The sequence below is a fragment of the Kitasatospora mediocidica KCTC 9733 genome (assembly GCF_000744225.1).
GTDB lineage: Bacteria > Actinomycetota > Actinomycetes > Streptomycetales > Streptomycetaceae > Kitasatospora > Kitasatospora mediocidica.
Genome location: NZ_JQLN01000005.1, coordinates 1,458,292 through 1,484,450, shown reverse-complemented (window position 1 = coordinate 1,484,450; position 26,159 = coordinate 1,458,292). Strand labels below are relative to the sequence as shown.

At 73.3% G+C, this 26,159-nt stretch carries 23 protein-coding genes and 1 pseudogene; 7 read left to right on the top strand and 17 right to left on the bottom strand.

The window, feature by feature from the left end:
* The first annotated feature begins 111 nt into the window (after window positions 1-111).
* Window positions 112-1,080 (top strand): LPXTG cell wall anchor domain-containing protein, encoded by a 969-nt coding sequence (locus BS80_RS20560; protein WP_035799456.1) that lies wholly within the window; start codon window positions 112-114, stop codon window positions 1,078-1,080.
* 69 nt (window positions 1,081-1,149) lie between these two features.
* On the opposite strand, the gene BS80_RS20555 is transcribed toward BS80_RS20560, so the two are convergent.
* The 3 genes from BS80_RS20555 to pdhA are packed head-to-tail and all read right to left on the bottom strand — an operon-like array spanning window position 1,150 to window position 4,696.
* Window positions 1,150-2,559, bottom strand: a complete 1,410-nt coding sequence (locus BS80_RS20555; RefSeq protein ID WP_035799455.1) for a dihydrolipoamide acetyltransferase family protein — start codon at window positions 2,557-2,559, stop codon at window positions 1,150-1,152.
* 12 nt (window positions 2,560-2,571) lie between these two features.
* Window positions 2,572-3,543 carry an alpha-ketoacid dehydrogenase subunit beta gene (locus BS80_RS20550; protein ID WP_035799453.1) on the bottom strand — a complete coding sequence of 324 codons (972 nt, stop codon included), beginning with the start codon at window positions 3,541-3,543 and terminating at the stop codon, window positions 2,572-2,574.
* Window positions 3,544-3,550: 7 nt separating this feature from the next.
* Entirely contained in the window at window positions 3,551-4,696 is a 1,146-nt protein-coding gene (gene pdhA / locus BS80_RS20545) for a pyruvate dehydrogenase (acetyl-transferring) E1 component subunit alpha (protein ID WP_035799451.1), read from the bottom strand.
* A 361-nt stretch (window positions 4,697-5,057) separates the two neighbouring features.
* Between pdhA and BS80_RS20540 the strand changes: the two genes are divergently transcribed.
* Complete coding sequence (locus BS80_RS20540; protein ID WP_035799439.1) at window positions 5,058-5,717, top strand: response regulator; 660 nt, start codon at window positions 5,058-5,060, stop codon at window positions 5,715-5,717.
* Window positions 5,718-5,870: 153 nt separating this feature from the next.
* Window positions 5,871-6,962 carry a phosphotransferase gene (locus BS80_RS20535; RefSeq protein WP_083974975.1) on the top strand — a complete coding sequence of 364 codons (1,092 nt, stop codon included), beginning with the start codon at window positions 5,871-5,873 and terminating at the stop codon, window positions 6,960-6,962.
* Window positions 6,963-6,968: 6 nt separating this feature from the next.
* On the opposite strand, the gene BS80_RS20530 is transcribed toward BS80_RS20535, so the two are convergent.
* The 4 genes from BS80_RS20530 to BS80_RS20515 all read right to left on the bottom strand — a co-directional run bounded on the left by BS80_RS20530 (window position 6,969) and on the right by BS80_RS20515 (window position 12,653).
* Window positions 6,969-8,774 (bottom strand): protein kinase domain-containing protein, encoded by a 1,806-nt coding sequence (locus tag BS80_RS20530; protein ID WP_083974973.1) that lies wholly within the window; start codon window positions 8,772-8,774, stop codon window positions 6,969-6,971.
* 95 nt (window positions 8,775-8,869) lie between these two features.
* On the bottom strand, window positions 8,870-10,342 hold the full coding sequence (locus BS80_RS20525) for a protein kinase domain-containing protein (RefSeq protein WP_083974971.1): 1,473 nt from the start codon (window positions 10,340-10,342) through the stop codon (window positions 8,870-8,872).
* Between the two features lie 373 nt (window positions 10,343-10,715).
* A complete protein-coding gene (locus BS80_RS20520) occupies window positions 10,716-11,234 on the bottom strand; it encodes a bacterial proteasome activator family protein (protein WP_232246635.1) in 519 nt (172 codons plus the stop codon).
* A gap of 198 nt (window positions 11,235-11,432) precedes the next feature.
* Window positions 11,433-12,653 carry a hypothetical protein gene (locus tag BS80_RS20515; protein WP_157536414.1) on the bottom strand — a complete coding sequence of 407 codons (1,221 nt, stop codon included), beginning with the start codon at window positions 12,651-12,653 and terminating at the stop codon, window positions 11,433-11,435.
* A 245-nt stretch (window positions 12,654-12,898) separates the two neighbouring features.
* On the opposite strand from BS80_RS20515, the gene BS80_RS20510 reads away from it, so the two are divergent.
* The gene (locus BS80_RS20510; RefSeq protein WP_035799436.1) at window positions 12,899-13,666 is read left to right on the top strand and encodes a ferritin-like domain-containing protein; all 768 of its coding nucleotides are present in this window, start codon (window positions 12,899-12,901) and stop codon (window positions 13,664-13,666) included.
* Between the two features lie 123 nt (window positions 13,667-13,789).
* On the opposite strand, the gene BS80_RS20505 is transcribed toward BS80_RS20510, so the two are convergent.
* Complete coding sequence (locus BS80_RS20505; protein ID WP_035799434.1) at window positions 13,790-14,767, bottom strand: NAD(P)H-quinone oxidoreductase; 978 nt, start codon at window positions 14,765-14,767, stop codon at window positions 13,790-13,792.
* A 69-nt stretch (window positions 14,768-14,836) separates the two neighbouring features.
* On the opposite strand from BS80_RS20505, the gene BS80_RS20500 reads away from it, so the two are divergent.
* A complete protein-coding gene (locus BS80_RS20500; RefSeq protein ID WP_035799431.1) occupies window positions 14,837-15,082 on the top strand; it encodes a hypothetical protein in 246 nt (81 codons plus the stop codon).
* Window positions 15,083-15,198: 116 nt separating this feature from the next.
* A complete protein-coding gene (locus tag BS80_RS20495) occupies window positions 15,199-15,819 on the top strand; it encodes a cyclodeaminase/cyclohydrolase family protein (RefSeq protein ID WP_035799429.1) in 621 nt (206 codons plus the stop codon).
* Between the two features lie 30 nt (window positions 15,820-15,849).
* On the opposite strand, the gene BS80_RS20490 is transcribed toward BS80_RS20495, so the two are convergent.
* From BS80_RS20490 to BS80_RS41940, 5 genes and pseudogenes are all read right to left on the bottom strand, one after another.
* On the bottom strand, window positions 15,850-16,899 hold the full coding sequence (locus BS80_RS20490) for a potassium channel family protein (RefSeq protein ID WP_051967164.1): 1,050 nt from the start codon (window positions 16,897-16,899) through the stop codon (window positions 15,850-15,852).
* Between the two features lie 101 nt (window positions 16,900-17,000).
* A complete protein-coding gene (locus tag BS80_RS20485) occupies window positions 17,001-18,245 on the bottom strand; it encodes a molybdopterin molybdotransferase MoeA (RefSeq protein ID WP_269676109.1) in 1,245 nt (414 codons plus the stop codon).
* Window positions 18,242-19,194: pseudogene (locus BS80_RS44125) on the bottom strand (NTP transferase domain-containing protein). Before BS80_RS44125 ends, BS80_RS20485 begins: the two are co-directional and overlap by 4 nt.
* 19 nt (window positions 19,195-19,213) lie before the next feature.
* On the bottom strand, window positions 19,214-20,263 hold the full coding sequence (locus tag BS80_RS41945; RefSeq protein WP_051966831.1) for an MBL fold metallo-hydrolase: 1,050 nt from the start codon (window positions 20,261-20,263) through the stop codon (window positions 19,214-19,216).
* A gap of 155 nt (window positions 20,264-20,418) precedes the next feature.
* Window positions 20,419-21,060, bottom strand: coding sequence for an FMN-dependent NADH-azoreductase (locus BS80_RS41940; RefSeq protein ID WP_035799426.1), 642 nt, complete (start codon window positions 21,058-21,060; stop codon window positions 20,419-20,421).
* A 110-nt stretch (window positions 21,061-21,170) separates the two neighbouring features.
* Between BS80_RS41940 and BS80_RS20460 the strand changes: the two genes are divergently transcribed.
* Entirely contained in the window at window positions 21,171-21,539 is a 369-nt protein-coding gene (locus tag BS80_RS20460; RefSeq protein ID WP_035799423.1) for a winged helix-turn-helix transcriptional regulator, read from the top strand.
* A 10-nt stretch (window positions 21,540-21,549) separates the two neighbouring features.
* Here BS80_RS20460 and BS80_RS20455 read toward each other — a convergent pair whose 3' ends face one another.
* The 4 genes from BS80_RS20455 to BS80_RS38645 form a co-directional block, all read right to left on the bottom strand.
* Window positions 21,550-22,170 carry a class I SAM-dependent methyltransferase gene (locus BS80_RS20455; RefSeq protein WP_232246545.1) on the bottom strand — a complete coding sequence of 207 codons (621 nt, stop codon included), beginning with the start codon at window positions 22,168-22,170 and terminating at the stop codon, window positions 21,550-21,552.
* A gap of 19 nt (window positions 22,171-22,189) precedes the next feature.
* Complete coding sequence (locus BS80_RS20450; protein ID WP_035802108.1) at window positions 22,190-23,443, bottom strand: RNA polymerase sigma factor; 1,254 nt, start codon at window positions 23,441-23,443, stop codon at window positions 22,190-22,192.
* Window positions 23,444-23,553: 110 nt separating this feature from the next.
* Entirely contained in the window at window positions 23,554-23,976 is a 423-nt protein-coding gene (locus BS80_RS20445; protein WP_232246544.1) for a YciI family protein, read from the bottom strand.
* A gap of 258 nt (window positions 23,977-24,234) precedes the next feature.
* On the bottom strand, window positions 24,235-25,893 hold the full coding sequence (locus BS80_RS38645) for a hypothetical protein (RefSeq protein ID WP_063772019.1): 1,659 nt from the start codon (window positions 25,891-25,893) through the stop codon (window positions 24,235-24,237).
* Window positions 25,894-26,159: the final 266 nt, after the last annotated feature.

The window sequence follows — 26,159 nt, the reverse complement described above, 5'->3', positions numbered from 1 at the left end:
CATACAGATGAAGGCACGGAGAGCGAGACCGGCAGGGGCCGGGGGGAAGTTCGAGAACCGGCCACCTTCAGACCACACACCCCGCAGCACCAGTCCTCGAAGGAACACGTCATGCGCGCGTCCGTTATCTCCGCTTTCGCGAAGAACATCTCCTCCACCGTCACCCGTCGTGCCCTCGCCACCGCCGCCGCCACCCTGGTCATCAGCGCCGCCGTTCCGCTCCTGCCGGGCGCGGCCACCGCCTACGCCTGTGGGGGCGCGCCCGCTCAGACGGCCGGTGGCCACGTGGTGCTCCCGGGCGTGGGCGGATTCATCCCCGACCCCGGCTTCCCCAGCAGCATCACCGCCGGTGGCGCCCCGATCCAGGTGGGTGAGGAGGTCGGTCCGAAGCCCGGTATCCCCGACGGCAGCTGGATCGCGCCCGAACTCGCGTTCTGGAACCCGGCCGGGGACCCGCCGGGCGGGAGCTACCTGCGGCCGGCGGACTTCACCGTCCAGGCCATGGTCGGCGGCCACTGGAAGACGCTGCCGGTCGTGCACACCTGCGACCCGGTCATCCGCGCCGACACCTCCTCGGTCGCCCAGCAGGTCGCACCGGGTCACGCCATGCGCGTCCTGTTCCAGATCACGCTCTCGGCCGACGCGCCGCGCAACCAGACCACGATCCAGATGTTCCCCAGCCCGGGCGCCGACGGCACGGGCACGCTGAACACACTCAAGGTGCTGCGCGTCGCCGCGCCGAGCGCCAAGCCGGCTCCGCCCGCCCCGCGCACCGCCGTTCCGGTCGTCCCGGCCGCGGCTGCCGTGTCCGCTGCCCCGGTCGCCGTGGCGCCGGTCGCCCAGGCTGCCGCACAGCCCGCCGCGCCGACGCCCGTGCCCAGCGCACCCGCCATACCCACCGCGCCCACCTCGCAGCCCGCCGCCGTGCAGCCGACGACGCCCGCCACCGCCGCGCCGCAGCTGTCCAGCACCGCTGCCGACAGCTCAGCCGTCCCGCTGCTCGGTGCCGGCGGCGCCCTGATCGCCCTCGGCGCCGGTGCCTTCGTGATCAGCCGGCGACGCCGCTCCGCCCGCCAGTAGGTCACGGGCACAAAGGACAGGGCCCCATCCCCGGCGGGGGATGGGGCCCTTCGGCCGTTCAGTGGGGCGTCAGCCCCAGGTGATCAGGCGCTTGGGACGCTCCAGGATGGCCGCGACATCGGCCAGCACCTTCGAGCCCAGCTCGCCGTCGACCATGCGGTGGTCGAAGGAGAGCGCCAGCGTGGTGACCTGGCGGGGCACCACCTTGCCCTTGTGCACCCAGGGCAGCTCCCGGACCGCGCCGAAGGCCAGGATGGCGGCCTCGCCGGGGTTCAGGATCGGGGTCCCGGTGTCGACGCCGAAGACGCCGACGTTGGTGATGGTGACGGTGCCGCCCTGCATGTCGGCGGGCGAGGTCTTGCCCTGGCGGGCGGTGTCGACCAGCGCGCCGAGCTCGACCGCGAGGCCGGACAGGGTCAGCGCGCCCGCGTTCTTGATGTTCGGCACGATCAGGCCGCGCGGGGTCGCCGCGGCGATCCCGAGGTTGACCTGGCCCCGCAGGACGATCTCCTGGTTGGGCTCGTCCCAGCTGGCGTTGATCTCCGGGTGCCGCTTGAACGCCGTGAGCAGCGCCTTGGCGACCAGCAGCAGCGGGCTGACCCGCACCCCCGCGCCCAGCTCGCCGCTCTCCTTCAGCGTGCGGACCAGCTTCATCGTGCGGGTGACGTCGACCTGGACGAACTCGGTGACGTGCGGCGCGGTGAAGGCGGAGGCCACCATCGCCTGGGCGGTGGCCTTGCGGACGCCCTTGACCGGGATCCGCTGGTCGGCGCCGGTGGAGAGCACGGGGGCCTCCACCGCGGCGGCGACCTGGACCGGCGCCTCGACCACGGCCGGCGCGGCGGGCGCGGCGGCGGCGTGGACGTCCTCGCGGGTGATGATCCCGTCCGGGCCGGTGGCGCGGACGGCCCGCAGGTCGATGCCGAGGTCCTTGGCGAGCTTGCGGACCGGCGGCTTGGCGAGCGGCCGGTCGGTCACCGCGTCCACCGCGACGGCGACCGGGGCGACGGGCGCCACGACCGGAGCGGGTGCGACCGGAGCCGCCACGGGGGCGGCGGCCGGAGCAGCCGTCCGGCGGGCCCGGCGCTGCACGGCGCCGGTGCGCGGGCCGTACCCGACCAGCACCTCGCGGCGGGCCGGCTCACCGGCCTCCTCGGCGGCGGCCGGAGCAGGCGCGGGGACCGCGGCGGGCGCGGCAGCCGCAGCCGGCGCCGGAGCGGCTCCGAGCACCGCGACCGTGATGATCGCGGTGCCGACGTCGACCGTCGACCCCTCGGGGAAGAAGAGCGACTCGACCGTCCCGTTGAACGGGATCGGCAGCTCGACGGCCGCCTTCGCCGTCTCGACCTCGCAGACGACCTGGCCGTCGGTGACGGTGTCGCCCGGCTGGACGTACCACTTGAGGATCTCGGCCTCGGTCAGCCCCTCGCCGACGTCGGGCATCCTGAATTCACGGAGCGAACGAACTTCGGTGGTCATCGCCACTCCCTCTCAGTACGCCAGCGCGCGGTCGACGGCGTCCAGCACCCGGTCCAGGTCCGGCAGGTACTGCTCCTCGACCCGGGACGGCGGGTACGGCGCGTGGTAGCCGCCGACCCGCAGAACCGGCGCCTCCAGGTGGTAGAAGCACCGCTCGGTGAGCCGGGCGGCGAGTTCCGCGCCCATGCCCATGAAGACCGGTGCCTCGTGCACCACGATCGCCCGCCCGGTGCGCTTGACCGACGCCTCGAGGGTGTCGAAGTCGACCGGCGAAAGCGAGCGGAGGTCGACGACCTCCAGGTGACGGCCGTCCTCCTCGGCGGCCGCGGCCACCTCCAGGCAGACCTTCACCATCGGCCCGTACGCCAGCAGCGTCAGGTCGGTGCCCGACCGGACCACCTTCGCGGTGTGCAGGTCCAGCGCCGGGGCAGCGCTGATCTCGGCCTTGTCCCAGTAACGGGCCTTCGGCTCCAGGAAGATCACCGGGTCATCGGACTCGACCGACTGCCGGAGCATCCAGTACGCGTCGTCCGGGTTGGACGGCGTGACCACCCGCAGACCGGCGGTGTGCGCGAAGTACGCCTCGTGCGACTCGCTGTGATGCTCGACGGCGCCGATTCCACCCGCGTAGGGGATACGGATCGTGATCGGCATCTTGACGTGGCCCAGCGCACGGGCGTGCATCTTGGCCAGCTGGGTGACGATCTGGTCGAAGGCCGGGTAGACGAACCCGTCGAACTGGATCTCCACGATCGGCCGGTAGCCGCGCAGCGCGAGGCCGATCGCGGTGCCGACGATGCCGGACTCGGCGAGCGGGGTGTCGATCACCCGGTCCTCGCCGAAGTCCTTCTGCAGGCCGTCGGTGACGCGGAAGACGCCACCCAGCTTTCCGACGTCCTCACCCATGATCAGGGTCTTGGGGTCGGTCTCCAGACAGTTGCGCAAGCCTTCGTTGATGGCTTTCGACATGGTGAGCTTGGACATGATCGGACTACTCCCCGCCCTCGAACGACTCCGCATACGCGACGTACTCGGCCCGCTCCTCGGTCACCAAGGCATGCGGCTCGGCGTACACATGGTCGAAGATCAGGGTCGGGTCCGGGTCGGGCATCGACCGGACGCCCTCACGCACCCGCAGGCCGAGCGTCTCGCTCTCGGCGTCGATCGCCGCGAAGAAGTCCTCGTCGGCCAGCCCCTCGCGCTCCAGGTACGTCTTGAGCCGCGAGATCGGGTCCTTGGCACGCCAGGACTCGGTCTCCTCGGCCGCGCGGTAGCGGGTCGGGTCGTCGGAGGTGGTGTGCGCGCCCATCCGGTAGGTGAAGGCCTCGATCAGCACCGGGCCGCCGCCGTTGCGGGCGCGGTCCAGCGCCCAGCGGGTGACCGCGAGGCAGGCGAGGACGTCGTTGCCGTCCACCCGGACACCGGGGAACCCGAAGCCGGAGGCGCGGCGGTAGAGCGGGATCTTCGTCTGGTTGGTGGTGGGCTCGGAGATCGCCCACTGGTTGTTCTGGCAGAAGAAGACCACCGGAGCGTTGTAGACCGAGGCGAACGTGAAGGCCTCGTTGACGTCACCCTGGCTGGAGGCGCCGTCGCCGAAGTAGGCGATCACGGCGTCCTCGGCGCTGTCCTTGGTGATGCCCATCGCGTAGCCGGTCGCGTGCAGCGTCTGCGAGCCGATCACGATGGTGTAGAGGTGGAAGTTCTTCTCGTTCGGGTCCCAGCCACCGTGGTTGACCCCACGGAACATCCCGAGCAGGTTGAGCGGGTCCACACCGCGGCACCAGGCGACGCCGTGTTCGCGGTAGGTGGGGAAGGCGTAGTCCTTCTCCCGCATCGCGCGGCCGCTGCCGACCTGGGCCGCCTCCTGGCCGAGCAGCGAGGCCCACAGGCCCAGCTCGCCCTGCCGCTGGAGCGCGGTCGCCTCGGCGTCGAACCGCCGGACCAGCACCAGGTCCCGGTAGAGCGAGCGCAGCTCGTCCGCCTCGATGGCCAGCGGGTAGTCCGGGTGTTCGACCCGTTCACCTTCGGGGGTGAGCAGCTGGATCAGCTCGGCCGGGGCGTCCTTCCCCGCCTGGAGGTTGTCAGGGACGCCGGGGGCGGCCTTCTTGCGCGCCCTCGCCGTGCTTTTGACGGTCACGTTTACTCCTCGGTCTGTCCGGCCGCCCGGGGTCGCCGGTGACCGGTCCGGTCACCGCCTCGCACAGTGCGCGGGGTGGGCGCACCGATTACGTGGCAGGTGGTGATCCTTTTCCGACGGCGTCCTCACGAGAACGTTACCCAGCGGGCGCACTTGGCGCGCCTGCGTGAGGACGTCCTAGTTGTTCCGACCTGGATGGGGGTCGGGCCGGGCTCGAAGCTAGCTCCGGCGGTGCCGTACAGGACACCTGCGCACGCTATCCGGGCAGCGCGTTTCGCGTAAGGGGGTGGATCAGACAGATTGTGTGGGCGACCCGTGCGGGCGATAGGCCTTCCCTATGACGATATGGGAGCCTTTACGGGTGACAGAAAACGGACAAATCAGGGTTTTCCTTCTCGATGATCATGAGGTGGTCCGACGAGGAGTTCATGAGTTGCTCACCGTGGAGGACGACATCGAGGTGGTCGGCGAGGCCGGCACCGCGGCCGAGGCGATCACCCGGATCCCCGCCGTCCACCCCGACGTGGCCGTTCTGGACGTCCGGCTGCCCGACGGCAACGGGGTGGAGGTCTGCCGCGAGATCCGCTCGCAGCACCCCGACATCCGCTGCCTGATGCTCACCTCCTTCTCGGACGACGAGGCGCTCTTCGACGCGATCATGGCCGGGGCCTCGGGCTACGTGCTCAAGGCGATCCGCGGCAGCGACCTGATCTCCGCCGTCCGGGACGTGGCGGCCGGGAAGTCGCTGCTCGACCCGGTGGCGACCGGCCGGGTACTGGAGCGGCTGCGACAGGGCGGCGAGAAGGAGGACGAACGTCTCGCCCAGCTCACCCGGCAGGAGCGCCGGATCCTGGAGCTGATCGGCGAGGGGATGACCAACCGGCAGATCGGCACCGAACTGCACCTGGCGGAGAAGACCGTGAAGAACTACGTCTCCAGCCTGCTGGCGAAGCTCGGCATGGAGCGCCGCACCCAGGCCGCCGCCTACGTCGCCCGGCTGGGCGCCGAACAGAACCGGTGACCCATCCGCCTCACCGATCACTTGCGGCACTGTCCGCGCAGCGCCGGACAGTTCACGCTCCGTCATCGACGGCGAAGATCGGCCCGATGATCACAGTCGGGCATTTTCGGGCATCCGTACCGCGTTCGGCGCCCGTCACTACGATGACCGAGCGTGACAGAGAGTCAGTTCACCTCCACCGCAGTCGTGCTGGAAGGTCCGGATGCCGGCGCCCCACCGGTCGGGACGCTGAGCCCACCGGTCTCGCGGTTCGTACTCGCCCGAGTGTTGCGCGGCTACCGCGCCGGGCGGCTGATCGAGGCGCACCCGGTCGCCGAGGGTCTGCTCAACCGGGGCTACCGGGTGACCAGCAGCGCCGGCGTCTACTTCCTCAAGTGCTACGTCGACCGCGCCACCGCGACCCTGCCGGCGATCACCGCCCAGCACCGGGCCACCACCGCGCTGTACGCCCAGGGACTGCCGATCGCGCCCCCACTGGTCGGCCGGGACGGGCAGACCGTCACCGACTGTGACGGCCGGCGGTTCGCGCTCTTCCCCTGGGTGCCGGGCTCGCACCGCACCGGCTCCGAGCTGAGCCTGGTGCAGTGCGAGGAGCTCGGCGCGCTGCTCGGGAACGTGCACGGCGCACTCGCCAGGGTCTGCGCCCCCGTGGTGCAACCCGGCCGACAGCCGACGGCCGACCCGCGGGCCACCGCGGCCCTGCTCGACGAGTTGCTGGAGCGGGCCCGGCGGCACCGCCCGCACGGCCCGTTCGACCAGCTCGCCGAACGCCGGCTGACCGAGCGCGCGGCGCTGCTGGAGGCCTACGCCCACCGACGGCCCGGGCCGGAGGCGGCCGGGCCGGCCGGCTGGGTGCACGGCGACTTCCACGGCCTCAACCTGCTCTACCGCGGCGAGCGGGTGGTCGCCGTCCTGGACTGGGACCGGCTGGGCGTGCGGCCGCGCGGCGAGGAGGCGGTCCGGGCCGCCACCCTGATCTTCAACGACCCGGTGACCGGCGAGCTCGACCTCGCCCGGGTCCGCCGCTACGCCCGCGGCTACCGCGAGGCCGCCGATGCGCCGGCCCAGGAGCTGGCGGCGGCGGCGCACCGGGTCTGGTGGGAGCGGCTCAACGACTTCTGGATGCTCCGGTGGCGCTACCAGCGCGCCGACCAGCGCGCCGACCAGCTCTTCCCGGCGGCCGCCGCGCAGACGGTGTGGTGGTGCCAGGAGTACGAACAGGTGCTGGACGCGTTCGTCAACTGAGCCGGGTCAGTGCCCGGCCCCCGAGCTCGGCGACGACCCGCCGCCGTGGCCGGTCGGCACGGTGCTGGGGTTCCCGCCGTCGTTGGACGGGGTGGACGCCGAACTCGACGCGGGGGCCGAGGCCGACGCCGTCGAGGAGGCGGTGGACGACGCACTCTCCGAGGCGGACGACGACGCGGAGGCCGACGCCGAAGCGGAGGCGGAGGCGGACGCCGAGTGCGACGGGTAGCGGGTGTAGCCGCCCGACGGGGTCTGCGGCGGGTAATCGCCGGTGGACTGGGTCGGGGTGTGGCTGCGGGTCTGAGTGGGCGGTGGCGTCGCCGACGGCGTCTCGGAGGCCTCGTCCGTCACCGGGGCGACCGGCGAGGTGACCGGGATCTGCGGCTTCTGCGAGCCGGAGTTGTTGTCCACCGCGAGCGCGATGCCGACCCCGCCGCCCGCGAGCAGCAGCAGGCCGAGGACCCAGGCCAGCGCGGTGCGGCGGCGCGGCGGCTCGTCGTAGCCGTCGTCGTGTCCACCACCCTGACCGCCCTGACCGCCACCACCGCCGTAGCCCCCCTGGCCGTAGCCACCGGAGTCGCCCGCGCCCTGGTAGGGCGAGGCCGGCGTGCGGTACGCCGCGGTCGGCGCGCCGTAGGGCAGCACCGTGGTCGCGTCGGACGGGTTCCCGGCCATCCCGAACGCCTCGGTGACCGCCGTCCCGTCGCTCGGCGTGCCCTGGTAGCCCGGGTAGCCGCCGCTGCCGGCGGCGCCGTGCATCTCGCGCAGCGCGTGCTGCAGGTGCGCGCGGAACTCGTCCGCGCTCTGGAACCGGTCGTCCGGGCTCTTGGCCAGCGCCCGCAGCACCAGCGCGTCGAACTGCTGCGGCACGCGCTGGTTCACCCGGGACGGCGGCACCGGCGCGTCCTGGACGTGCTGGTAGACCACCGCGAGCGGGGTGTCGCCGGTGAACGGCGGGCGCAGCGTCAGCAGCTCGTAGAGCATGCAGCCGGCCGCGTAGAGGTCGGAGCGGTGGTCCACCGGCTTGCCGAGCGCCTGCTCGGGCGAGAGGTACTGCGGGGTGCCCATCACCATGCCGGTCTGCGTCATGGTGCTGGCCGCGCCGGTGAGCGCTCGGGCGATGCCGAAGTCCATCACCTTGACCGCGCCCGAGGTCGTGATGATCACATTGGCGGGCTTGATGTCGCGGTGCACGATGCCGTGCCGGTGGCTGTAGTCCAGCGCCTCCAGCACCCCGGCGATGATGATCAGCGCCTGGTCGACCGGCGGCGCCTCCTCGTCCACCAGCAGCTCGCGGACGGTGCGGCCCTCGACCAGCTCCATCACGATGTACGGGGTGGACTCGCCACCGAGGTAGTCCTCGCCGGTGTCGTAGACAGCGACGATCGAGTGGTGGTTGAGCCCCGCGACGGAGTGAGCCTCCCGAGTGAACCGCAGTCGGGCGACCTCGTCCTGCGCCAGCTCGGGGCGGAGCAGCTTGACCGCGACGGTCCGGCCGAGCCGGACGTCCTGGGCGGCCAGCACCTCGGCCATGCCGCCCCGTCCGAGCCGGTGGGTCAGCCGGTAACGGCCGTCACCGAGGGTGCCGAGCGCGGCGGCGGTGCCGCGGCTCGGGGTGGGCGGACCCTCGAAGGAGGAGGGCCGGCCCGCCGCGCGGGCGGCCGTGGTCTCGTCGGGAGAGGAGACACCGCGGTCCTCCCGGTCAGCGAAGCGGGGCGTCTCGCGGGTGGCGTCGTTCTGCTCCGGCTCCTGGCCGGTGCCGGGGACGAGGTGGTCTCCCTCGCCGTCGCCCGGCTGCTGCGTCTGTGCCATTACTCCTCGCCCCGGGCCGACGCTCTCGTCGCGGTCGCCCATTCGATTCACTTCACCAGAACGCTACCGCCTCGGACACCCGGGCGCGGAACGCGTTACAGGACCGGCGGGAGACCTCCGGGTCCCGGGGAGAGCGGCGCGACGACCGCCGAGGGCCTCGGCGCGCTGCCGTACGTATTGGTGTCCGAGGTGTTGGTGTTCGCGGTCTTGTTGGCCACGATCGCGATGATGATCGCGACCAACACGATCAGGCCGATGATCACACCGATGATCACCAGCGCGGTCGAGCAGCCGTTGCTGCCGGACGCCGGCACCGGGCGCTGCCCGTACGGGCCGGGCTGCTGCATCGGCCGCTGCATCGGCGCCGGGGTGTGCGCCTGCTGCTGCTGCTGCGGGAAGGCGGACGGCGGCGTCTGGTACTGCGGCGGCGGGGTCTGGTAAGCCTGCTGGAACTGCGGCGGCGTCTGCTGGCCGAACACCGGCGGCGGGGTCTGCGGACCGTACGACGGCGCCGTGTGGGCCGGCTGGTACGGCTGCTGGACCTGCGGCGACGGCGTCCGGATGTCGCCCCCGACCTGCGGGAAGTTGGTCAGCGAGTGCGCGGCGTGCGCGGCCCGCGGGCCCTCGCCGATCACCAGCGGCGTACTGGCCATCAGCGGCGTGCCGCCTCCGGTCGCCGCACCGCCCGCGACCCGCTCGACCTCCTCGCGCATCGACTCGGCGGTCGGGAACCGGTGCCCCGGGTCCTTGCGCAGCGCGCGGGCGACCAGCGCGTCCACCGCGGGCGTGACCGCCCGGTTGAGGGTGGACGGCGCCGGCGGCTCCTCCTGCACGTGCTTGTACGCGATCGAGAACGGCGAGTCGCCGTCGAACGGCAGCTGGCCGGTGAGCAGCTCGAAGAGCATGCAGCCCACCGAGTAGAGGTCGGAGCGGGCGTCCACGCTCTTGCCCAGCGCCTGCTCGGGCGACAGGTACTGCGGGGTGCCGACCACCATGCCGGTCTGGGTCATCGACGTCACGCCGGACTGCATGGCCCGGGCGATGCCGAAGTCCATCACCTTGACGATGCCCTTGGTGTTGACCATGACGTTGCCGGGCTTGATGTCGCGGTGCACCAGGCCCTGGTCGTGCGAGGTGTCCAGGGCGGCCAGCACCGCGGCGGTGATCTTCAGCGCCTGCTCGGTGGGCATCGCGCCGTGCTCGGCGATCGCCTGGTTCAGCACGTCGCGCAGCGAGGGGCCCTCGACGTACTCCATGACGATGTAGGGGGTGGTCGCACCGTCCGGCGCGACCTCCTCACCGCTGTCGAAGACCGAGACGATGTTGGTGTGCTGCAGCCGGGCGACGGCCTGCGCCTCGCGGCGGAAGCGCTCGCGGAAGGACTGCTCGCGGCCCAGCTCGGTGTGCAGCGTCTTCACCGCGACCTGACGGTCCAGCACCGTGTCGTACGCCAGGTGGACGGACGCCATCCCGCCCTGGCCCAGCAGATTCTGGAGGACGTACCTGCCGTTGCCCAACGAGTGCTGGGCCTGCGGCTGACCGTGACCCGTGCTGCCGTCCTCGCTCATGGTCCTCTGCTTCCCCCTCGGCACGGCCGAACACCGCTGCCGCGACGTGGTTGATCGGATGCCCTGTCAGCCGGACTGTCAGGTGGCCTGTCGGGTGGCCCGTCGACGCTCCGCCGGACCGGCCCCCCGTGGACCGGACCACCGCACAACCTGTCGGACGGCTCGTCAGAGCCGACCGCACCCGCCCCGCCGACCGGGCCGACCCCGGCCGGCGGCCGGTATCAGCCGTCGACAGGGGCCAGGGTATCGGCACCTCGGCCCGGTGGGAGGTGCCGGGGCAGGCCGGGCCCGCGTACGGCGGTGTCACGCGGGGTCCTCCAGGTACGGACGGTTCCGCGCGGCCGTCGGTTCCGGCCGTGGATCGGGTTTCCGGCTACAGGTAGGGGCCGGACCGCATGCTGTGGCCCTCGTCCGGGTCGTCGAAGTCGTGGTCGGCCGGCTGACTGCCGGGCGGCAGCGCGCGACGCATCTGCTCCAGCTGCGCCCTGGCGGCCATCTGCTGGGCGAAGAGCGCGGTCTGGATGCCGTGGAAGAGGCCCTCCAGCCAGCCGACCAGCTGGGCCTGCGCGATCCGCAGCTCGGCCTCGGTCGGGATGGTGTCGTCCATGAACGGCAGCGACAGCCGCTCCAGCTCCTCCACCAGCTCCGGCGCCAGGCCGAGTTCCAACTCCTTGATGGAGCTGGCGTGGATGGCCTTCAGGCGGACCCGGCTGGCCTCGTCGAGCGGAGCCGCCCGTACCTCTTCGAGCAGCTGCTTGATCATGCTGCCGATACGCATCACCTTGGCCGGCTGCTCGACCATCTCGGTCACCGGGAGCTCCCTGGGCCCGGTCTCGTCACCCGAGCGTCCGAAGGCCCGGCCACCGGCTCCCGGGACACCGCCGACCGGCATACCGTCCGGGCCGACGATCAGCACCTGCTGCGGCCCTTCCTGCGACGGTCCGGTCGATCCCGTCGATCCTTGATACGGCTCGTACTCCGGCCGTTCGTCCAGCGGCTTCGTCATAGCTCCTTCATATGCTTCAGGCGTCGGGAGGGTCAACCGACCTGGAGACCGGCGATCCGGCGACGGGCCTCGCCGACAGCGCTGTCAGCTGCGTCGCAGGCGGTAGCCGACCAGCGCCAGGCCCAGTCCGATCAGCGCCAGCCCGGCGCCCAGCGGCAGTTGAAGGTTGGACGGATCGGCCCAACGGGCGGCCGCTCGCACACCCGCCGCCTGCTCGCCCGCCGCTGTCTGCACGCCCGCCGCGGGCGCCGTCGGGAGCACCGAGGCCACGGCGTCGGCCGGTCCGTCGACGACCGGCAAGCCACCGGCGAGGCCGCCCTGGCCCGCCGGAGCCGCCGCCACGCCCGCCGTGTCGTCCACGGCCCCCGAACCATCGGCGACCTGGTACGCGCCGTCCCCCGCCGCGACAGCCGCCGCGGCGCCGGGAGTCGGCGGGGCCGGCGCCGGCCCGGCGGGCAGGACGGCGACCGGCTCGACCGAGGGCGCACCCGACCCGACGGGCGGCAGCTGACCGGACGGCGCGGACGGACCCGGACGACCGCTCGGCATCGCGCCGGCGGAGGACGCAGCGGCGGCCGAGGCCGAAGCCGAAGGAGCGCCCGAGGGGGCGGAGGAGGCTGCGGACGGCGGCGCGGCGACCGGGCCCGGGGCCGAGACCGGTGCTGTCAGCGTCGGCGGCGCGGTGGGAATCGGTACGGCCGAGGGCTCCGGGGCGGGGCTGCCGGTGCGGGTCGGACCGGCGGACGGCTCGGCCGTCGCGGGTGCGGGGGTGGCACGGGAGGGACTGGCTGACGGCGCGTCACCGTCGGTCGGCGTCGGTTCCGCCGGATCGACCGGATCTGTCGGTTCGCTGGGGGTGACGGGCGCCGACGTCTGGAACGTCGGCGCCATGGGTATCGGGCGGAGCTGAGCCCGTACCGACGTCGGCGGGCTTCCGGCCGGCCCGTCGACAGGACCCTGCGACGCCGGACGACCCACCCCGACCGGCACCGCCGCACTGCTCAGCACACCGAGCGCCGCGGGCCCGCCGACCGGCACCGCCTGCGCCGTCGCGGGCACCACGAGCGACAACAACACGGGCGCCGTGAGCCCCGCACCGGCCACCAGCCGACGGGCCAACGCCGCACGCAGCGACACGGCCCGCGCACGGGCCGGACGGGCCGCCCGAGCGGACCGCAACGCCCGGCACCTGCCGAAGGCGGCCCGGGTACGGGAGAACGGCTGCGCCGGTCCGCCAGGCGCGACGCCTGCGGAACACCGGACGGCCGGAGCGAGCGGGGACATCGAGTGCGAGGTCATGGCCACGGACGGACAGTCCTTCCGACGGCCGGGGACCCGAGGGCCGCACCGGCAGCGGGACAGCTCCCGACCAGCGTCACACAGTCGGCCGCCCCCAGCACCTCAAGGCCCCGCCGACGCCCCCGTTCCCCCGTGCAGTGGTGGCCGGAGGCTCTCCGGTTGCGGGTCGCCGTGAAATCGCCCTTGACTGGATCGACCATGCCCGCAATGGACTTGATCGGCGCCCCCGCAGCCGGGAAAGGCGGTACCAGGTGCTCTCGGCCCGCAGCCTGTTCCAGGAGATCCACGACAACGACGACGCCTTCCGCCTGTTCTGCAGCATCGCCGCCAAGGGCGAGGACCAGGGCGGCTGGGAGAACGGCCGGATCGCCGCACTGGTCACCGACCAGGAGCTCGCACCGAAGATCGCCCGGCACGGCGCCGACGAGGAGAAGCACGGCCGGATCTTCAACGCCCTGCTGCACAAGCGCGGACTGCACCCCGTCGACGTGCCCGACTCGACCGACTACACGATGCTGCTGGAACGGCAGGGCATCGGCCTGGCCCACGCCCGGCTGCGCCGGGAGGAGCCGCTGACCGACCACGACGTCCTTGTCTACCTGGCCCACAGCCGGGTCACCGAGCAGCGCGCGGCCGAGCAGATGCGCCTCCTGGTCGGCGTCTTCGGCACGCACCCGGACATCAGCCGCGCAGTACGGATGATCTCCGCCGACGAGGACAACCATCTCGCCTACTGCCACGAGGAGTTGCTCCGGCTGGCCGCAGCGGGCCACGGCCGCGAGATCCTCGACGTCCTGCACCGCACCGCCCACGCCGAGATCCGCACCTACCGCGACGTCAGCCTCGCCGTGATGGCCCGGATGGGCGACATCCTGCGCTGGTCCAAGCCCAAGGCGGCAGTGCTGGCCCTCGGCATCCACCTGACCTACCTCTACGACCGCCTGCTCGGCTGGCGCCGGATGACCACCCTCAGCACCCCCGCCATCCCCAACGCGCTGGGCGAGCCCGCCCGGGCCTGATCCCCGCCCCCGCAGCCCACCAGGCCGCCGCCCCGCCCGCTTCCCGGAGATCCGTAGCAGCACGACACGGGCCCGGCGGTCCTTGCCATCGCGGCAGGTCCACCGGGCCCGACTGCCCACTCCTCAGGCCTGCAGGATGACCTTCCCCACCTGCTCGCTCGCCTCCACCACCCGGTGCGCGCCGGCCGCGTCGGTCAGTGGCAGCACCCGGTCCACCACCGGCTTCACCACTCCCGACTCGATCAGCGGCCAGACGTGCTCGCGCACCGCCGCCACGATCGCCGCCTTCTCCGCCAGCGGGCGCGGCCGCAGCGAGGTCGCCGCCACCGCCGCGCGCTTGGCCAGCAGCGTGGAGAGGTTCAACTCGCCCGTCGTGCCGCCCTGGAGCCCGATGATCACCAGGCGGCCGTTCACCGCCAGCGCGTCCACGTTCCGCTGGAGGTACTTGGCGCCCATGATGTCCAGGATCACGTCCGCCCCGGCGCCGCCGCTGGCCTCGCGCAGCACCTCGACGAAGTCCTGCTCGCGGTAGTTGATCCCGACGTCCGCGCCCAGCTCCGCACAGCGCGCCAGCTTCGCGGCACTGCCCGCCGTCACCACCACCGTCGCGCCGATCGCCTTGCCCAACTGGATCGCCATCGTCCCGATCCCGCTGCCGCCGCCGTGCACCAACAGCGTCTCGGCAGGCCGCAGGTGGGCCACCAGGAAGACGTTCGACCAGACCGTGCACGCCACTTCGGGCAGCGCGGCGGCGGCCACCAGGCCGAGGCCCTTGGGGATCGGCAGCAGCTGGCCGACCGGCACCGCCACCAGCTCCGCGTAGCCGCCGCCGGAGAGCAGGGCGCAGACCTCGTCCCCGACCGCCCAGCCCGAGACGCCCGGACCGAGCGCGACGATCCGTCCCGAGCACTCCAGGCCGGGGTAGGGCGAGGCCCCGGGCGGCGGGTTGTAGAACCCCTGACGCTGCAACAGGTCGGCGCGGTTGACCGCGGTCGCGGCCACCTCGACCAGGACTTCGCCCTCACCGGGCACCGGATCGGGCACCTTGGCCCACACCAGCGCTTCAGGGCCACCAGCTTGAGGAATCGTGATTGCGTGCATGGCCCGACGCTACCGCCCGGACCCGCACGCCGGGCGTACCGACGGCCGGTCGCTCCCGGCAGCGCTGGCATGTCGACGGCCGCTTGGGAGTGGGCACCCGACGGTCAGTCGCTCTACTACAACGCCAATCCGTCGACCGCCTGGGCCGACCTCCGGTTCACCGTCGGCCACCACCTGGTGCTCTCCTCCCGGGCCGACACCGGCACGCCCAACGGCCTCGCCCGGGTGCAGCAGCAGCCCCTGCCCGCCGCGTCCATCAAGGTCAACGGCACCGGCGACGTGGTCGCGGACGTCTTCGGCTACTTCGGCCGCTGACGTCCGGCCCTGCTCCTGCCGCCCCGACACCTCGTCGAGGCGTCAGGGACAGGGGATCTGACGAGCCGTCAGGCATGCGAGGATGTGATCACCGATCCTCCGGAGGAAGAGCTCCCGTGCGCGACGAGACGATCAGCGATTTCCTGGACCGCCTGGCCGACCGGGTACCCGCCCCCGGCGGCGGCGCTTCGGCCGCCCTGCACGCCGCCCAGGCGGCCGCTCTGCTGGGCATGGTGGCCCGCTACACGACGGGCGAGAAGTACGCCGTCCACCAGGAGGTGGTCGAGCGGATCCGCCGTGAGAGCGACACCCTGCGGGCCCGGGCGCTGACCCTGGCCGAGCAGGACGCGGCGGCCTTCACCGCCGTCACGGACGCCTACCGGCTGCCCCGGGAGAGCGAGCAGGAGAAGGCGGCGCGGTCCACCGCGATCGCGCGGGCGCTGGCCGGTGCGGCCCGCCCGCCGGCCGACGTGATCGCCGCCGCGCTGGACGTCGTCGAGCTGGCGGAGGTGCTGCTGCCGATCGGCAACCCCAACGTGGTGACCGACATCGCGGCGGCCGCCGAGGCCGCGCGCGCGGCGGCCACCACGGCGCGGGTCAACGTCGAGGTCAACCTCATCGGGATCCGCGACGACCGGGTACGCAGCGGGCTGCTCGCCGAGACCGCGCGGGTGGACGAGATCGCCACCCGGACCGAGCGGATCACCGCCGCCGTCCGCGAGGAGATCGCCAAGTGAGCGGCAAAGCCGGCACACCGGCCTGAGGGCTCAGACCAGCGGCGACACGGTCTGGATGGTGATCACCCGGTCGGTCAACTGCAGGACGGCGGCCTCCGGTTCGGCGAAGGTGAGCAGCCGCCGGCCGCGCAGCACCGCGACGACCAGGTCGGCGCAGTCACGCGGACTGTGCCCGGCCTCGGCCCTGGTGACCGGGCGTTCCACCAGGTCCAGCCCGTGGCCGTAGGTGAGCAGGTCCTCCATCACGGCGCCGGCGTTGGGGCTGAGCATCGACATCCCGAGCAGTCGGCCGGCCGAACTGGAGCTGGTGACCACCACGTCGGCGCCGCTCTGCCGCAGCAGCGGGGCGTTCTCGTCCTCGCGGACCGCCGCCACCACGATGGCACTCTTGTTCAGCTGACGGGCCGTCAGAGTGACCAGGACCGCCGTGTCGTCCCGCTCGGGGGCCACCACCACCTGGGCGGCCCTGGGGAGTTCGGCCCGCAGCAGGGTCTCGGTCCGGGTGGCGTCGCCGACCACCCCCACCAGCCCGTCCTGGGTGGCCTGTTCGATCACCTTGCGCTGCGGGTCGACCACCACGATCGACTCCTTCGCGACCCCCTGCCCGAGCAGCGTCTCCACGGCGCTGCGGCCCTTGGTGCCGTAGCCGACGATCACCGCGTGGTCGCGCAAGGAGGACCTCCAACGTCCGATCCGCCACTGCTGGCGGGTCCGTTCGGCCAACACCTCCAGGGTGGTGCCGACCAGGATGATCAGGAAGACCACACGCAGCGGGGTGATCACCAGGATGTTGGTCAGCCGGGCGGTGTCGCTGACCGGGGTGATGTCGCCGTAGCCGGTGGTGGAGAGCGTGACGGTGGCGTAGTAGGCGGACCCCAGCAGGTCCAGGCTGCCGCGCGCGTTGTCGTTGTACCCCCTGCGGTCCAGCCAGACGATCAGCGTGGTGACCACCAGCACCGCGAGCGCCACCGCCAGCCGCAGCCCGACCTGGCGCAGTGGTGGGGCCGCCGCCCGGGCCGGCAGGAGGATCCGGCCGGCCGGATCCGCGTCGTGGCCCCGGCCGCCGAGCAGCCGGGCCAGCGGCGCCCGCCGAGCCGGACCTCCCCGCCGGATGGGCTGCTCATCGGTGGTCACAGCACAAGGATGCGGTCGCCACGGCCGCACACGGCCGCGCCGGCGACCTACGGCGTGGCGAGCAGCTCGACCCGTTCCCCGCCCGGCACCCCGCCCGGTGGGACGACCGCCAGCGCGTCGGCCAGCGCCAGGCCGCGCAGCATCGACGGGCCGTCGAAGGCCAGCGGCACCGGGCCGTGCTCACCGTGCCGTACCGGCAGCAGCCGGGTGTCGGTCGGGTGGCCGGGCAGCCGCGCACCGGCCCGGACGAACCGCCCCGGCCCCGGTGGGCGGCCGCAGAGGCGGTGCAGCAGCGGCAGCGCGAAGGTGACCGCCCCGGCGACCGCGGCCAGCGGGTTGCCGGGCAGCCCGACCAGGTACCGGGGGCCGGTCGCCGACCCCGCCGGGGGCAGTTCGGCGAGCAGCATCGGGTGGCCGGGACGGACGGCCACGCCGTCCACCAGCAGCCGGCCGCCGGCCGCCGCGAGCGCCGCGTGCAGGAAGTCGACCGGGCCCGCCGCCGTGCCACCGGTGGTCACCACGACATCGGCCGACGAGTGCCGCAGGGCGTCCCGCAGCAGCCCGAAGTCGTCGCGGATCCCGCGGCGGCCGATCGGCTCGGCGCCGGCCGCCCGCAGCCAGGGCTCCAGCAGCGGCCCCAGTGCGTCCCGGACCAGTCCGGGGCCGGGCAGGCCCGCGTCGAGCAGCTCGTCGCCGAGTACCAACAGCTCCACCCTGGGCCGGCGCCGGACCGTCAGCCGGTCGTACCCGCAGGCCGCGGCGAGACCGATCACCGCCGCGGTCACGGCAGTCCCGGCCGGCAGCAGCGCCTCGTCCCGGTGGCACTCCTGGCCGCGCGGACGGACGTCCTGGCCCGGCGGCAGCCCGCCGGGGTCCAGCTCGCGCAGGGTGTCGCCCTCGGCGGCACGGCCGTGCTCGCGGCGCAGCACGGCGGTCGCGCCCGGCGGCAGCTGGGCGCCGGTGGCGATCTCGGTGGCCCAGCCGTCGGCCAGCGGCGGCGGCGTACGGCCCGCCAGCACCCGACCGGCCAGCCGCCATGGTCCGGGCCCGGACACCGCCCAGCCGTCCATGGCGGAGGTGTCGAAGGCGGGCAGGTCGGTGAGCGCGGTGAGCGGGCCGGCCAGCGTGCGGCCGAGCGCGGCCGCGAGGTCGACCGGCTCGGCGGGCAGCGGCGCCCGGACGGCCTGCCGGGCCGCCTCGCGGGCCTGGGGCCACGGGCAGTCGTGCCCGGCGGCGGCCGACCGCGACCGGCCGTCCCGGCCGGTGCCGACGCCGGGCGCCGCCGCGTTCACTCCTGCCCCGACGCCTGCTGGTCCGCCCAGCGCGCGGCCAGAGCGGCGATCCGCCGGTTGGCGGCGGCCACCTCGGCCGGGCCGCCGCCGCGGGTCGCGGCCGCGTAGCCGACCAGGAAGGCGGTCAGCGGCGCGGCCGGCCGGGCCACCCCGTGCGCGACCACCCGGGCCAGGTCGAGCAGTTCGGGGATGTCGACGGCCAGGTCGATGCCCAGCTCGGTCTTGGCCTCGGTGATCCAGTCGTCCAGCGTGCGCTCCATAGTGGACATGCTGCCTGATGACCGGCCCGCTGCTGTGCCGCGGGGATGACCCACGTGCTTCTTTTCGCTCACAGCGCGGCGTCCGGGCCCGTGCGCGCGGCCCGCTCCGGCTCCCGGCGCCGGGCCTCGGCCAGTTCCGCCCAGGTGTCGCAGTCGTACGACGCACCGTCACGGTCGGCCAGCCGTACGGTGCGCAGGCCCGCGGTGAGGCGGCGCAGCGGGGCTCCGACGGGGTCGCCGAGGGCGGCCAGCGCGGCGCGCAGGTCCGCGGTGCGGTAGGCCGCCGTCAGCGGCTGGTCGCGGCCGTCGGCGTCCACCAGGACGGCGGCCTGCGCCTCGCCGGTCACGGCGGACGCCAGCCGCTGGAGGGTGCGGGCGTCCAGGAACGGCAGGTCGGCGGCGAGCAGCAGCACCCGTTCGGCGCGGACCTGGGGCAGCGCGAGCCCGGCCGCGACGGCGGCCACCGGCCCGCCGCCCGGCGGACTCTCGCGGGTCCAGTGCAGATCCGGCCGGGGCGGCGGACCGGCCGGCCGGGGGCCGACCACCACCGTGTGGCCGGCACCGGCACAGGCCGCCAGGACCCGGTCGAGCAGCGTGCGGCCGCCGACGGTGAGCTGCGGCTTGTCCGCGCCGTCCAACCGACGGGCGGCGCCGCCGGCCAGCACGATGGCGTCGTAGGGCGTCCTCATGCGGCCAGTATCGGGCGTCTCAGCCCTGCTCGTCCCCCGCGCCGGACTCGTCCTGCGCCTCCCCCTGCGACTCGTCCGCGGACTCACCCTGGGATCCGTCGACCGCCGGCCGCGCGGTGTTCGCGGCGGCGCCCAGCTCCAGGGTGGCCGGCAGCGTCAGCTCGCCGTACAGCTCGCTCATCGCGGTGACCAGGCCCTCCGGGTCGCCGGGGTGGTCGGCGAGCGACCGGTCGAAGTCCCTCAGGTAGTCGTCGGTGAAGGTGAGCACCCGGGCGGCGTCGTCGTCGTGATCGGGCGCCCGGTGGCCGGCGATCACCCGCTCCACGCCGAGGTCGGCGATCCGCTCCAGATTGCGCGCCCAGACCCGGCGCTCGGCCGGGGTGGTCTCGGCGGTCCAGACGTGGGTCCCGTTGTACGCGAGGTCGCCCGCGATCACCGTGCGGGCGCTGGGGATGTGCACGACGGTGCAGTGCGCGCAGTCGCCCTGGCCGAGGTAGAGCACCCGGATCAGCTGACGGTCGATCATCAGCGGCTGCGGCAGCAGGGCCCGGGGGACCACCGGCGCGTCGGGGAGGTCGTCGCCGTAGACCGGCCGCCACTGGACGACCTTGGCCGCCGCCGTCCGGACGATCTCCTCGACCACCTGCGGCGCCGCCAGGACGTGCGCCTGCGGGAAGAGCCGCAGCACCTCCTCCACGCCGAAGTAGTGGTCGGGGTGCGGGTGGGTGATCACGACGGCCAGCAGGTTGCGGTTCTTGCCGGCGATCCACTCCGCGAGCTCGCGGCCCGCGCTGCGGGTCAGCTGCGCGTCGACCAGGATCGCGTCGCGCTGTCCGATGATCAGCGTGGAGGTGGCGAAGAACGCGGACTCCGGGCCGACGAAGACCTCGACCTCCAACGTCGGTCCGGCGGCCGGAGCTGCCGTGGAACCGCCCTGCGGCCGCGCCGGGACGGGCGCCGAGCCGCCCCGGCGGGCGATCACACCGCCGTCGCCGCCCCCACGACGGCCACCGCCGGTCGCGCCGCCCGGCTCGTCGGCACTCTCCTCGGGCGGTGGTGACGACGTCACGGGCTCTCCCTGGTCCACGGCGGTGCACGACTCCCCCGCCGCGCGGGGGTCCTGTGGGGACCAGCATGGAAGCCGACGGCCCGTCACGCCCGGCGGGCGCACCCGGGTGGGTGAGCGGTAGCCGGGCGGGACGGGCCGTCGCAGGGCTCGGAACGTCAGGCGCCGACGGCCGAGGCCTTCGCGAACGCGGCGGCGTCCTGGTGGGCCTTCGCCTTCGAGGCCGCGCCCGCCTCGACGAAGTCCGCGAGCGCCGGGTTGATCGCGGCCATCGTGAACTCGGCGACCACCAGGTTGACCTTCAGACCCAGCAGCTCGGTCAGCGTCTTCTCCACGTAGGTGGTGGCGAACTCGAAGGACTCGCGCGGGCTGCCCTCGGCGTACGAGCCGCCGCGCGAGGCGACGACGGTCACCGGGGTCCCGGCGGCGGACGGCGTCACACCGGCCGTGCGGCCCATCAGGACCACCTGGTCGATCCAGGCCTTGAGCGAGGAGGGGATGGTGAAGTTGTACATCGGAGCGCCGATGACGATGGCGTCGGCCTGCTCCAGCTCGGTGATCAGCTCGATGCGCGTGGCGAACGCGGCCTGCTGCTCGGCGGTCTGGTTCTCGGCCGGGATGAAGGCCGCGAACATCCCGGCTTCGCTCAGGTGCGGCACCTCGGTGGCGGCGAGGTCGCGGTAGATGACCGTGCCACCGGGGTTGGCGGCCTCCCACTCGGCGCGGAAGGTGGCCGAGACCTCGCGGGAGACGGAGCCCTCGCGGCGGGCCGACGAGTCGATGTGCAGCAGCGTAGCCATGAGAGATCCTCCGGGATCGGTCAGTAGTACTGCCTTTTTCTTGGCAGCTGGTTTTACCGTAGCAGCTTACTTTTATTCAGCCACTAGCGGCAAGCCAGTACGCTGGACCCATGGGCGAGCTTGAGACACCGACGACCGCACCCTCCGGATGTACCGGAGTGGACAGCGCCATGCACCGGGTGTTCGCACTCCTCGGCAAGCGCTGGTCCGGCCTGATCCTGGCCGTCCTCACCCAGCACTCCGGCTACTTCTCCGAGCTGCGCCGCGCCATCCCCGGCATCAGCGAGCGGATGCTCTCCGACCGGCTGACCGAGCTGGCCGAGGCCGGCCTGGTGGTGCGCTGCGTCGACGAGGGCCCGCCACTGCGGGTCTGCTACCGGCTCACCGAGGCCGGCCAGGCCCTCGGCCCCGCCCTGGAGGCACTCGGCCACTGGGCCGCCCTGCACCTGTCGGACGGCCCCTCCCGGCCCGGGTGCTGACCGCTGCCCCTCACGGCCGCAGGAACCCCCACTCCAGCCAGCGCACGTCCGCCCGCCCGTGCAGGTCGGTCCGCTCACCGCGATGCACCAGCCGCAGGCCCGCCCGCTCCGCCAACGCCGGCAGCTCCTGCGGCGGCACCTCGAACATCCGCCGCCCGGCGGGTACCGGCCCGCTCCGCACGGACATCACCAGCAGGCCGCCGGGCGCCAGCAGCCCGGCCAACCGGCCCAGCGCCTCGGCCCGCTCCGCCGCGTCCAGGTGCATCCAGACCGCGGTGAGCAGGATCAGGTCGAACCGGTCCACCGGCGCCCCGAGTACCGGCAGGCCGGGCAGCGCGTCGTCCACCCAGCGGATGGCCGCGTCCGCGTGCAGCAGCCGTCCGCGCTCGCGCAGCTCGGCCGTCGGCTCGACCGCCGTCACGGTGTGCCCGAGCCCGGCCAGCGCCGCCGCGTCCCGTCCGGAGCCGGCTCCGACATCCAGCACCCGCGCCGGCGCGGGCGGGAAGAGGTGCAGCAACCCGCCCTGCACCTGCTCGAACCCGACGCTCTCGTACTGCGCCACCAACGCGTCCGCGTCCGCGCCGTAGCCGGCGGCACCGGCCGGGAGAGCCGCCCCCAAGGTTTCTGTCACACCGTCAGACTAGTTCCTGTCAGCCGCACTCGGCCGCCCGGGCCAGCAACAGCGCGCGCTCGCGCTCGTTGCGGGTGAGCGCCGCCGCGCGTTCGAACTCCGCACGTGCCTCCTCCCGGCGGCCGAGCCTGGCCAGCAGGTCGCCGCGCACGCCGGGCAACAGGTGGTAGTCCTTCAGCGCGGGCTCCCCGGTCAGCTGGTCCACCAGTTCCAGGCCGGTGGCCGGGCCGAACGCCATCGACAGCGCCACCGCGCGGTTCAGCTCCACCACGGGCGACGGCGTACGTCGGGCCAGTGCCTCGTACAGCGCCGCGATCCGCACCCAGTCCGTCTCCTGCGGCGTGCGCGCCCGCGCGTGGCAGGCCGCGATCGCCGCCTGCAGGGCGTAGCCGCCGCCCGCACCGCCGAGCTCTCGGGCCCGCTCCAGCGCCAGGAGGCCGCGCCGGATCAGCAACTGGTCCCAGCTGCCGCGGTCCTGGTCGAGCAGCAGCACCGGCTCACCGCCCGGCCCGGTGCGGGCGGCCGAGCGCGACGCCTGGATCTCCATCAGCGCGACGAGCCCGTGCACCTCGGGCTCTGCGGGCACCAGTTCGGCCAGGATCCGGCCCAGCCGCTGGGCCTCCTCGCAGAGCGCCGGACGCATCCAGTCGTCGCCCGCGGTCGCCGCGTACCCCTCGTTGAAGATCAGGTACACCACCTCAAGGACCGACGAGAGCCGGTCGGCCAGTTCGGCGCCCTGCGGGACCTCGAACGGCACCCGGGCCCGGGCCAGCGTCCGCTTGGCCCGGACGATGCGCTGCGCGACGGTCGACTCCGCGACCAGGAAGGCCCGCGCGATCTCGTCGGTGGTCAGGCCGCCGAGCAACCGCAGGGTGAGCGCGACCCGCGCCTCGGTCGACAGCACCGGGTGGCAGGCCGTGAAGACCAGCCGCAGCAGATCGTCCTCGATGGTGCCGTCCAGCTCGACGACGTCCTCCGGCACCGGCTCCGAGCCGCCCGGCGGACCGCTCGCCAGCTCGTGCCCGAGCTCGTCCAGCTTGCGGGCCAGCCGCTCGCGGCGGCGCACCAGATCGATCGCCCGGTGCTTGGCGACCGTCATCAACCAGGCCCCCGGATTCTCCGGCACCCCCGTGGCCGGCCACTGCTCCAGCGCGGCGACCAGCGCGTCCTGCGCCAGCTCCTCGGCGATCCCGACGTCCCGCACGATCCGGGTCAGCCCGGCGATCAGCCGGGCCGCCTCGATCCGCCAGACCGCGTCGATCGTGCCGTGCACGACCGCACGACGGTCGGCGGAGGCCGGGGTGGGCGGCTCGGAGGCTGTCACGGCAACCCATCAGAGCAGCGCCCCGGGGGCCGCCGCAACAGCGGCCCCCCGCCCGCCGGCTACTGCTGCCCGGACCTGCGCAACAGCTCCTCGCGCATCCGCGCCTCGCTGGCGGCGGTCTCGGGCGTGATGATCTCCGCCGGGAAGTCACCCGGCTCGAACACCTGGCGCAGTTCCACCACCCCGCCCTCGCCGAACGGCACCCGGCAGGCCCACTCGACAGCCTCCTCGCGCGACTTCACCTGGAGCATCCAGTAGCCGGCGATCAGCTCCTTCGCCTCGGCGAACGGTCCGTCGGTCACCGTCGGGCGACCGCCGTCGAACGAGACCCGGGCGCCCTTGCTGCTGGGCTGCAGCCCGTCCGCCGCGAGCAGCACGCCCGCCTTGACCAGCTCTTCGTTGTACTTCCCCATCGCCTCGAACAGCTCGGCGGCCGGCAGCACGCCCGCCTCGGTGTCCTTGTCGGCCCTGACCAGCATCATGAATCGCATCGTCGTCCTCTTCCTCGGTTCGGATCGGGCGCCTGGCCCCGGACGTTTCCGCCCGGTGGGAACCAGCCTCCACCCATGCGTCGAACGGGGGGCGGCCGGATCGACAGCCCGGGTGAGGTTTTTTCCGGCCGCCGGGCGGACGCGCGACAGGCCCCGGGCGGCGCGTGCTGCGCTGCCCGGGGCCTGCTGGTCGAACGGGTGGAACAGGTGGATCAGGTGCTCCGGCCGGTCACGCGGCCGGGGCGGCGATCAGTCGTTCTGGTAGAAACCGAAGGCGTCGACCACCAGGTCGGTGGTGCCGGAGCCGGTGTTCCAGAAGTCGATGATGCCGGTGCCACCGGTGCCGGCCTGGACCAGGTTCGGAACGGTCTGGCCCGGCAGCCAGTTGAGCACCGAGCTGTTCGGGCGGCTGGCCGAGGCCGTGTTGTTGCCGTACTGGGCCAGCGTGTTCGGGTCGGGCGAGACGGTCAGGAAGCCGCCGCCCCTGGTGTTCGTGACGGTGGTGTTGAGGACGAAGCCGGTGATGTCGGGCTCGGTGTCGCTCAGCGGCATGTAGATGTACTGGCCGGCGTCGAGCGGGCCGCTGGGCCACGAGGGGTCGCGGGTGTCGAGCAGCCGGGTGGGCTTGATCGGCAGGTAGCTGCTCTTGCTGGCGGGGCTGTAGTAGCCGACCACGTCGATGACGACGTCGGCGCCGAGGCCGCCGCCGTTGTGGATGTCGATCTTGCCGTCGGCGCCGATCGGGACGACCACCGAGTTGGCGATGGTCTGGCCGGCGAGGTAGTTGACGTTGGACGCGTTGGGCGTGGCCTGGCCGTCGGGGAAGGCGGTCAGGAAGCCGTCGCTGCGCGGGTTGGTGACGGTGACGTTCAGTGCCACCGCGGTGGCGCCCGAGGCGGGCACGCCGGCGTTGCCCGCGACCTGCGCGGAGATCGCGCCGAGGCCGGGGACCTGGGCGGCGGAGCCGGTGCCGGTGCCGTCACGGGTGTCGACGATGCGGGTGGGCGTCAGCGAGGTGTAGCCGCTCGCCGAGCTCTGGGTGAAGTAGCCGGTGACGTCGGCGATCAGGTCGACCGAGGCCAGGCCGCTGTTGTACAGGTCGACGTAGCCGTCGGCGCCGACCGGGACGATCGCCATGTTCGGCACGGTCTGGCCGGCCGTGAAGTTGACGTTCGAGGTGGTCGGGCGAGCCGTACCGTCGGCGTAGGCGGTGATGAAGCCGCTGTTCGTCGGGTTGGTGACGGTGACGTTGAGGACGACCGCGGTCACCTTCGACGGGATCGCGCCGTTGCCGGCGACCTGCACCCGGGTGATGCCGTAGGACGGCACCTTCGCCGCGGGCGCGCCGGTGCCGTCGCGGGTGTCCAGCAGACGGGTCGGCCCGTACGGCGTGTACTGCGAACCGGGCGTCGACACCATCACGGAGTTGGACTCCACGACGGCGTTGTTGTCCGTGAGGACGACGCTGACGTTGTACTGCCCCAGCTTGGCGTAGCTGTGCGCCAGGACCGCCGGCACGGCGCCGCTGAAGTAGAGCGGGCCGGAGGTGCCGTCGCCCCAGTTGACGGTGCCGTTGAGCGGGAAGACCGCGGTGCTGACGGTCGTGGTCAGGTCGATGCTGTACGCGCTGGTGCCCGTCGCGCTGAGGCCGATGGTGAAGCCCGGGTCCGGGTCACCGCTCGCCGCGGGTGCCGGAGCCGCGCTGCTGCTGTTCGGGGCGGCAACCGCCCCCTTCTCCACCCGGGCCGTGTTGGAGGCCGCACTGGTGAAGGTCTTGAACGTCGAGGCCGCGGTCAGCGCGGAGGCACTCGGAGCGTCCGACTTGGTGGCCGTGCCCGGTGCGCCGGCCGCGCTGGCCGATGCCGGGACGAGAGCAACGCCGGCTGCGACTATCGCAGAAACCAGCATTGCGGAACGACGGTGAGACACTGGGCCCCCAGTTACGTGATGATCAGGACGCAAGGCTCACTCAGAATACAGATGACCGGGTATCAGGAACAGTCAATTCAGGTTGACCACACCGACTCTGACCATACCTTTACCATTAAGCCAGAGCCGCTCGACCCGAGGCATCGGTAACGCCGTGACATGAACTTTCAACGATGCCTCAGAGCAATTCGTGTGAAATCGTCCGATCCGTCACCGGGTTCGCCGACGCACCCCCGTCGCGCCGC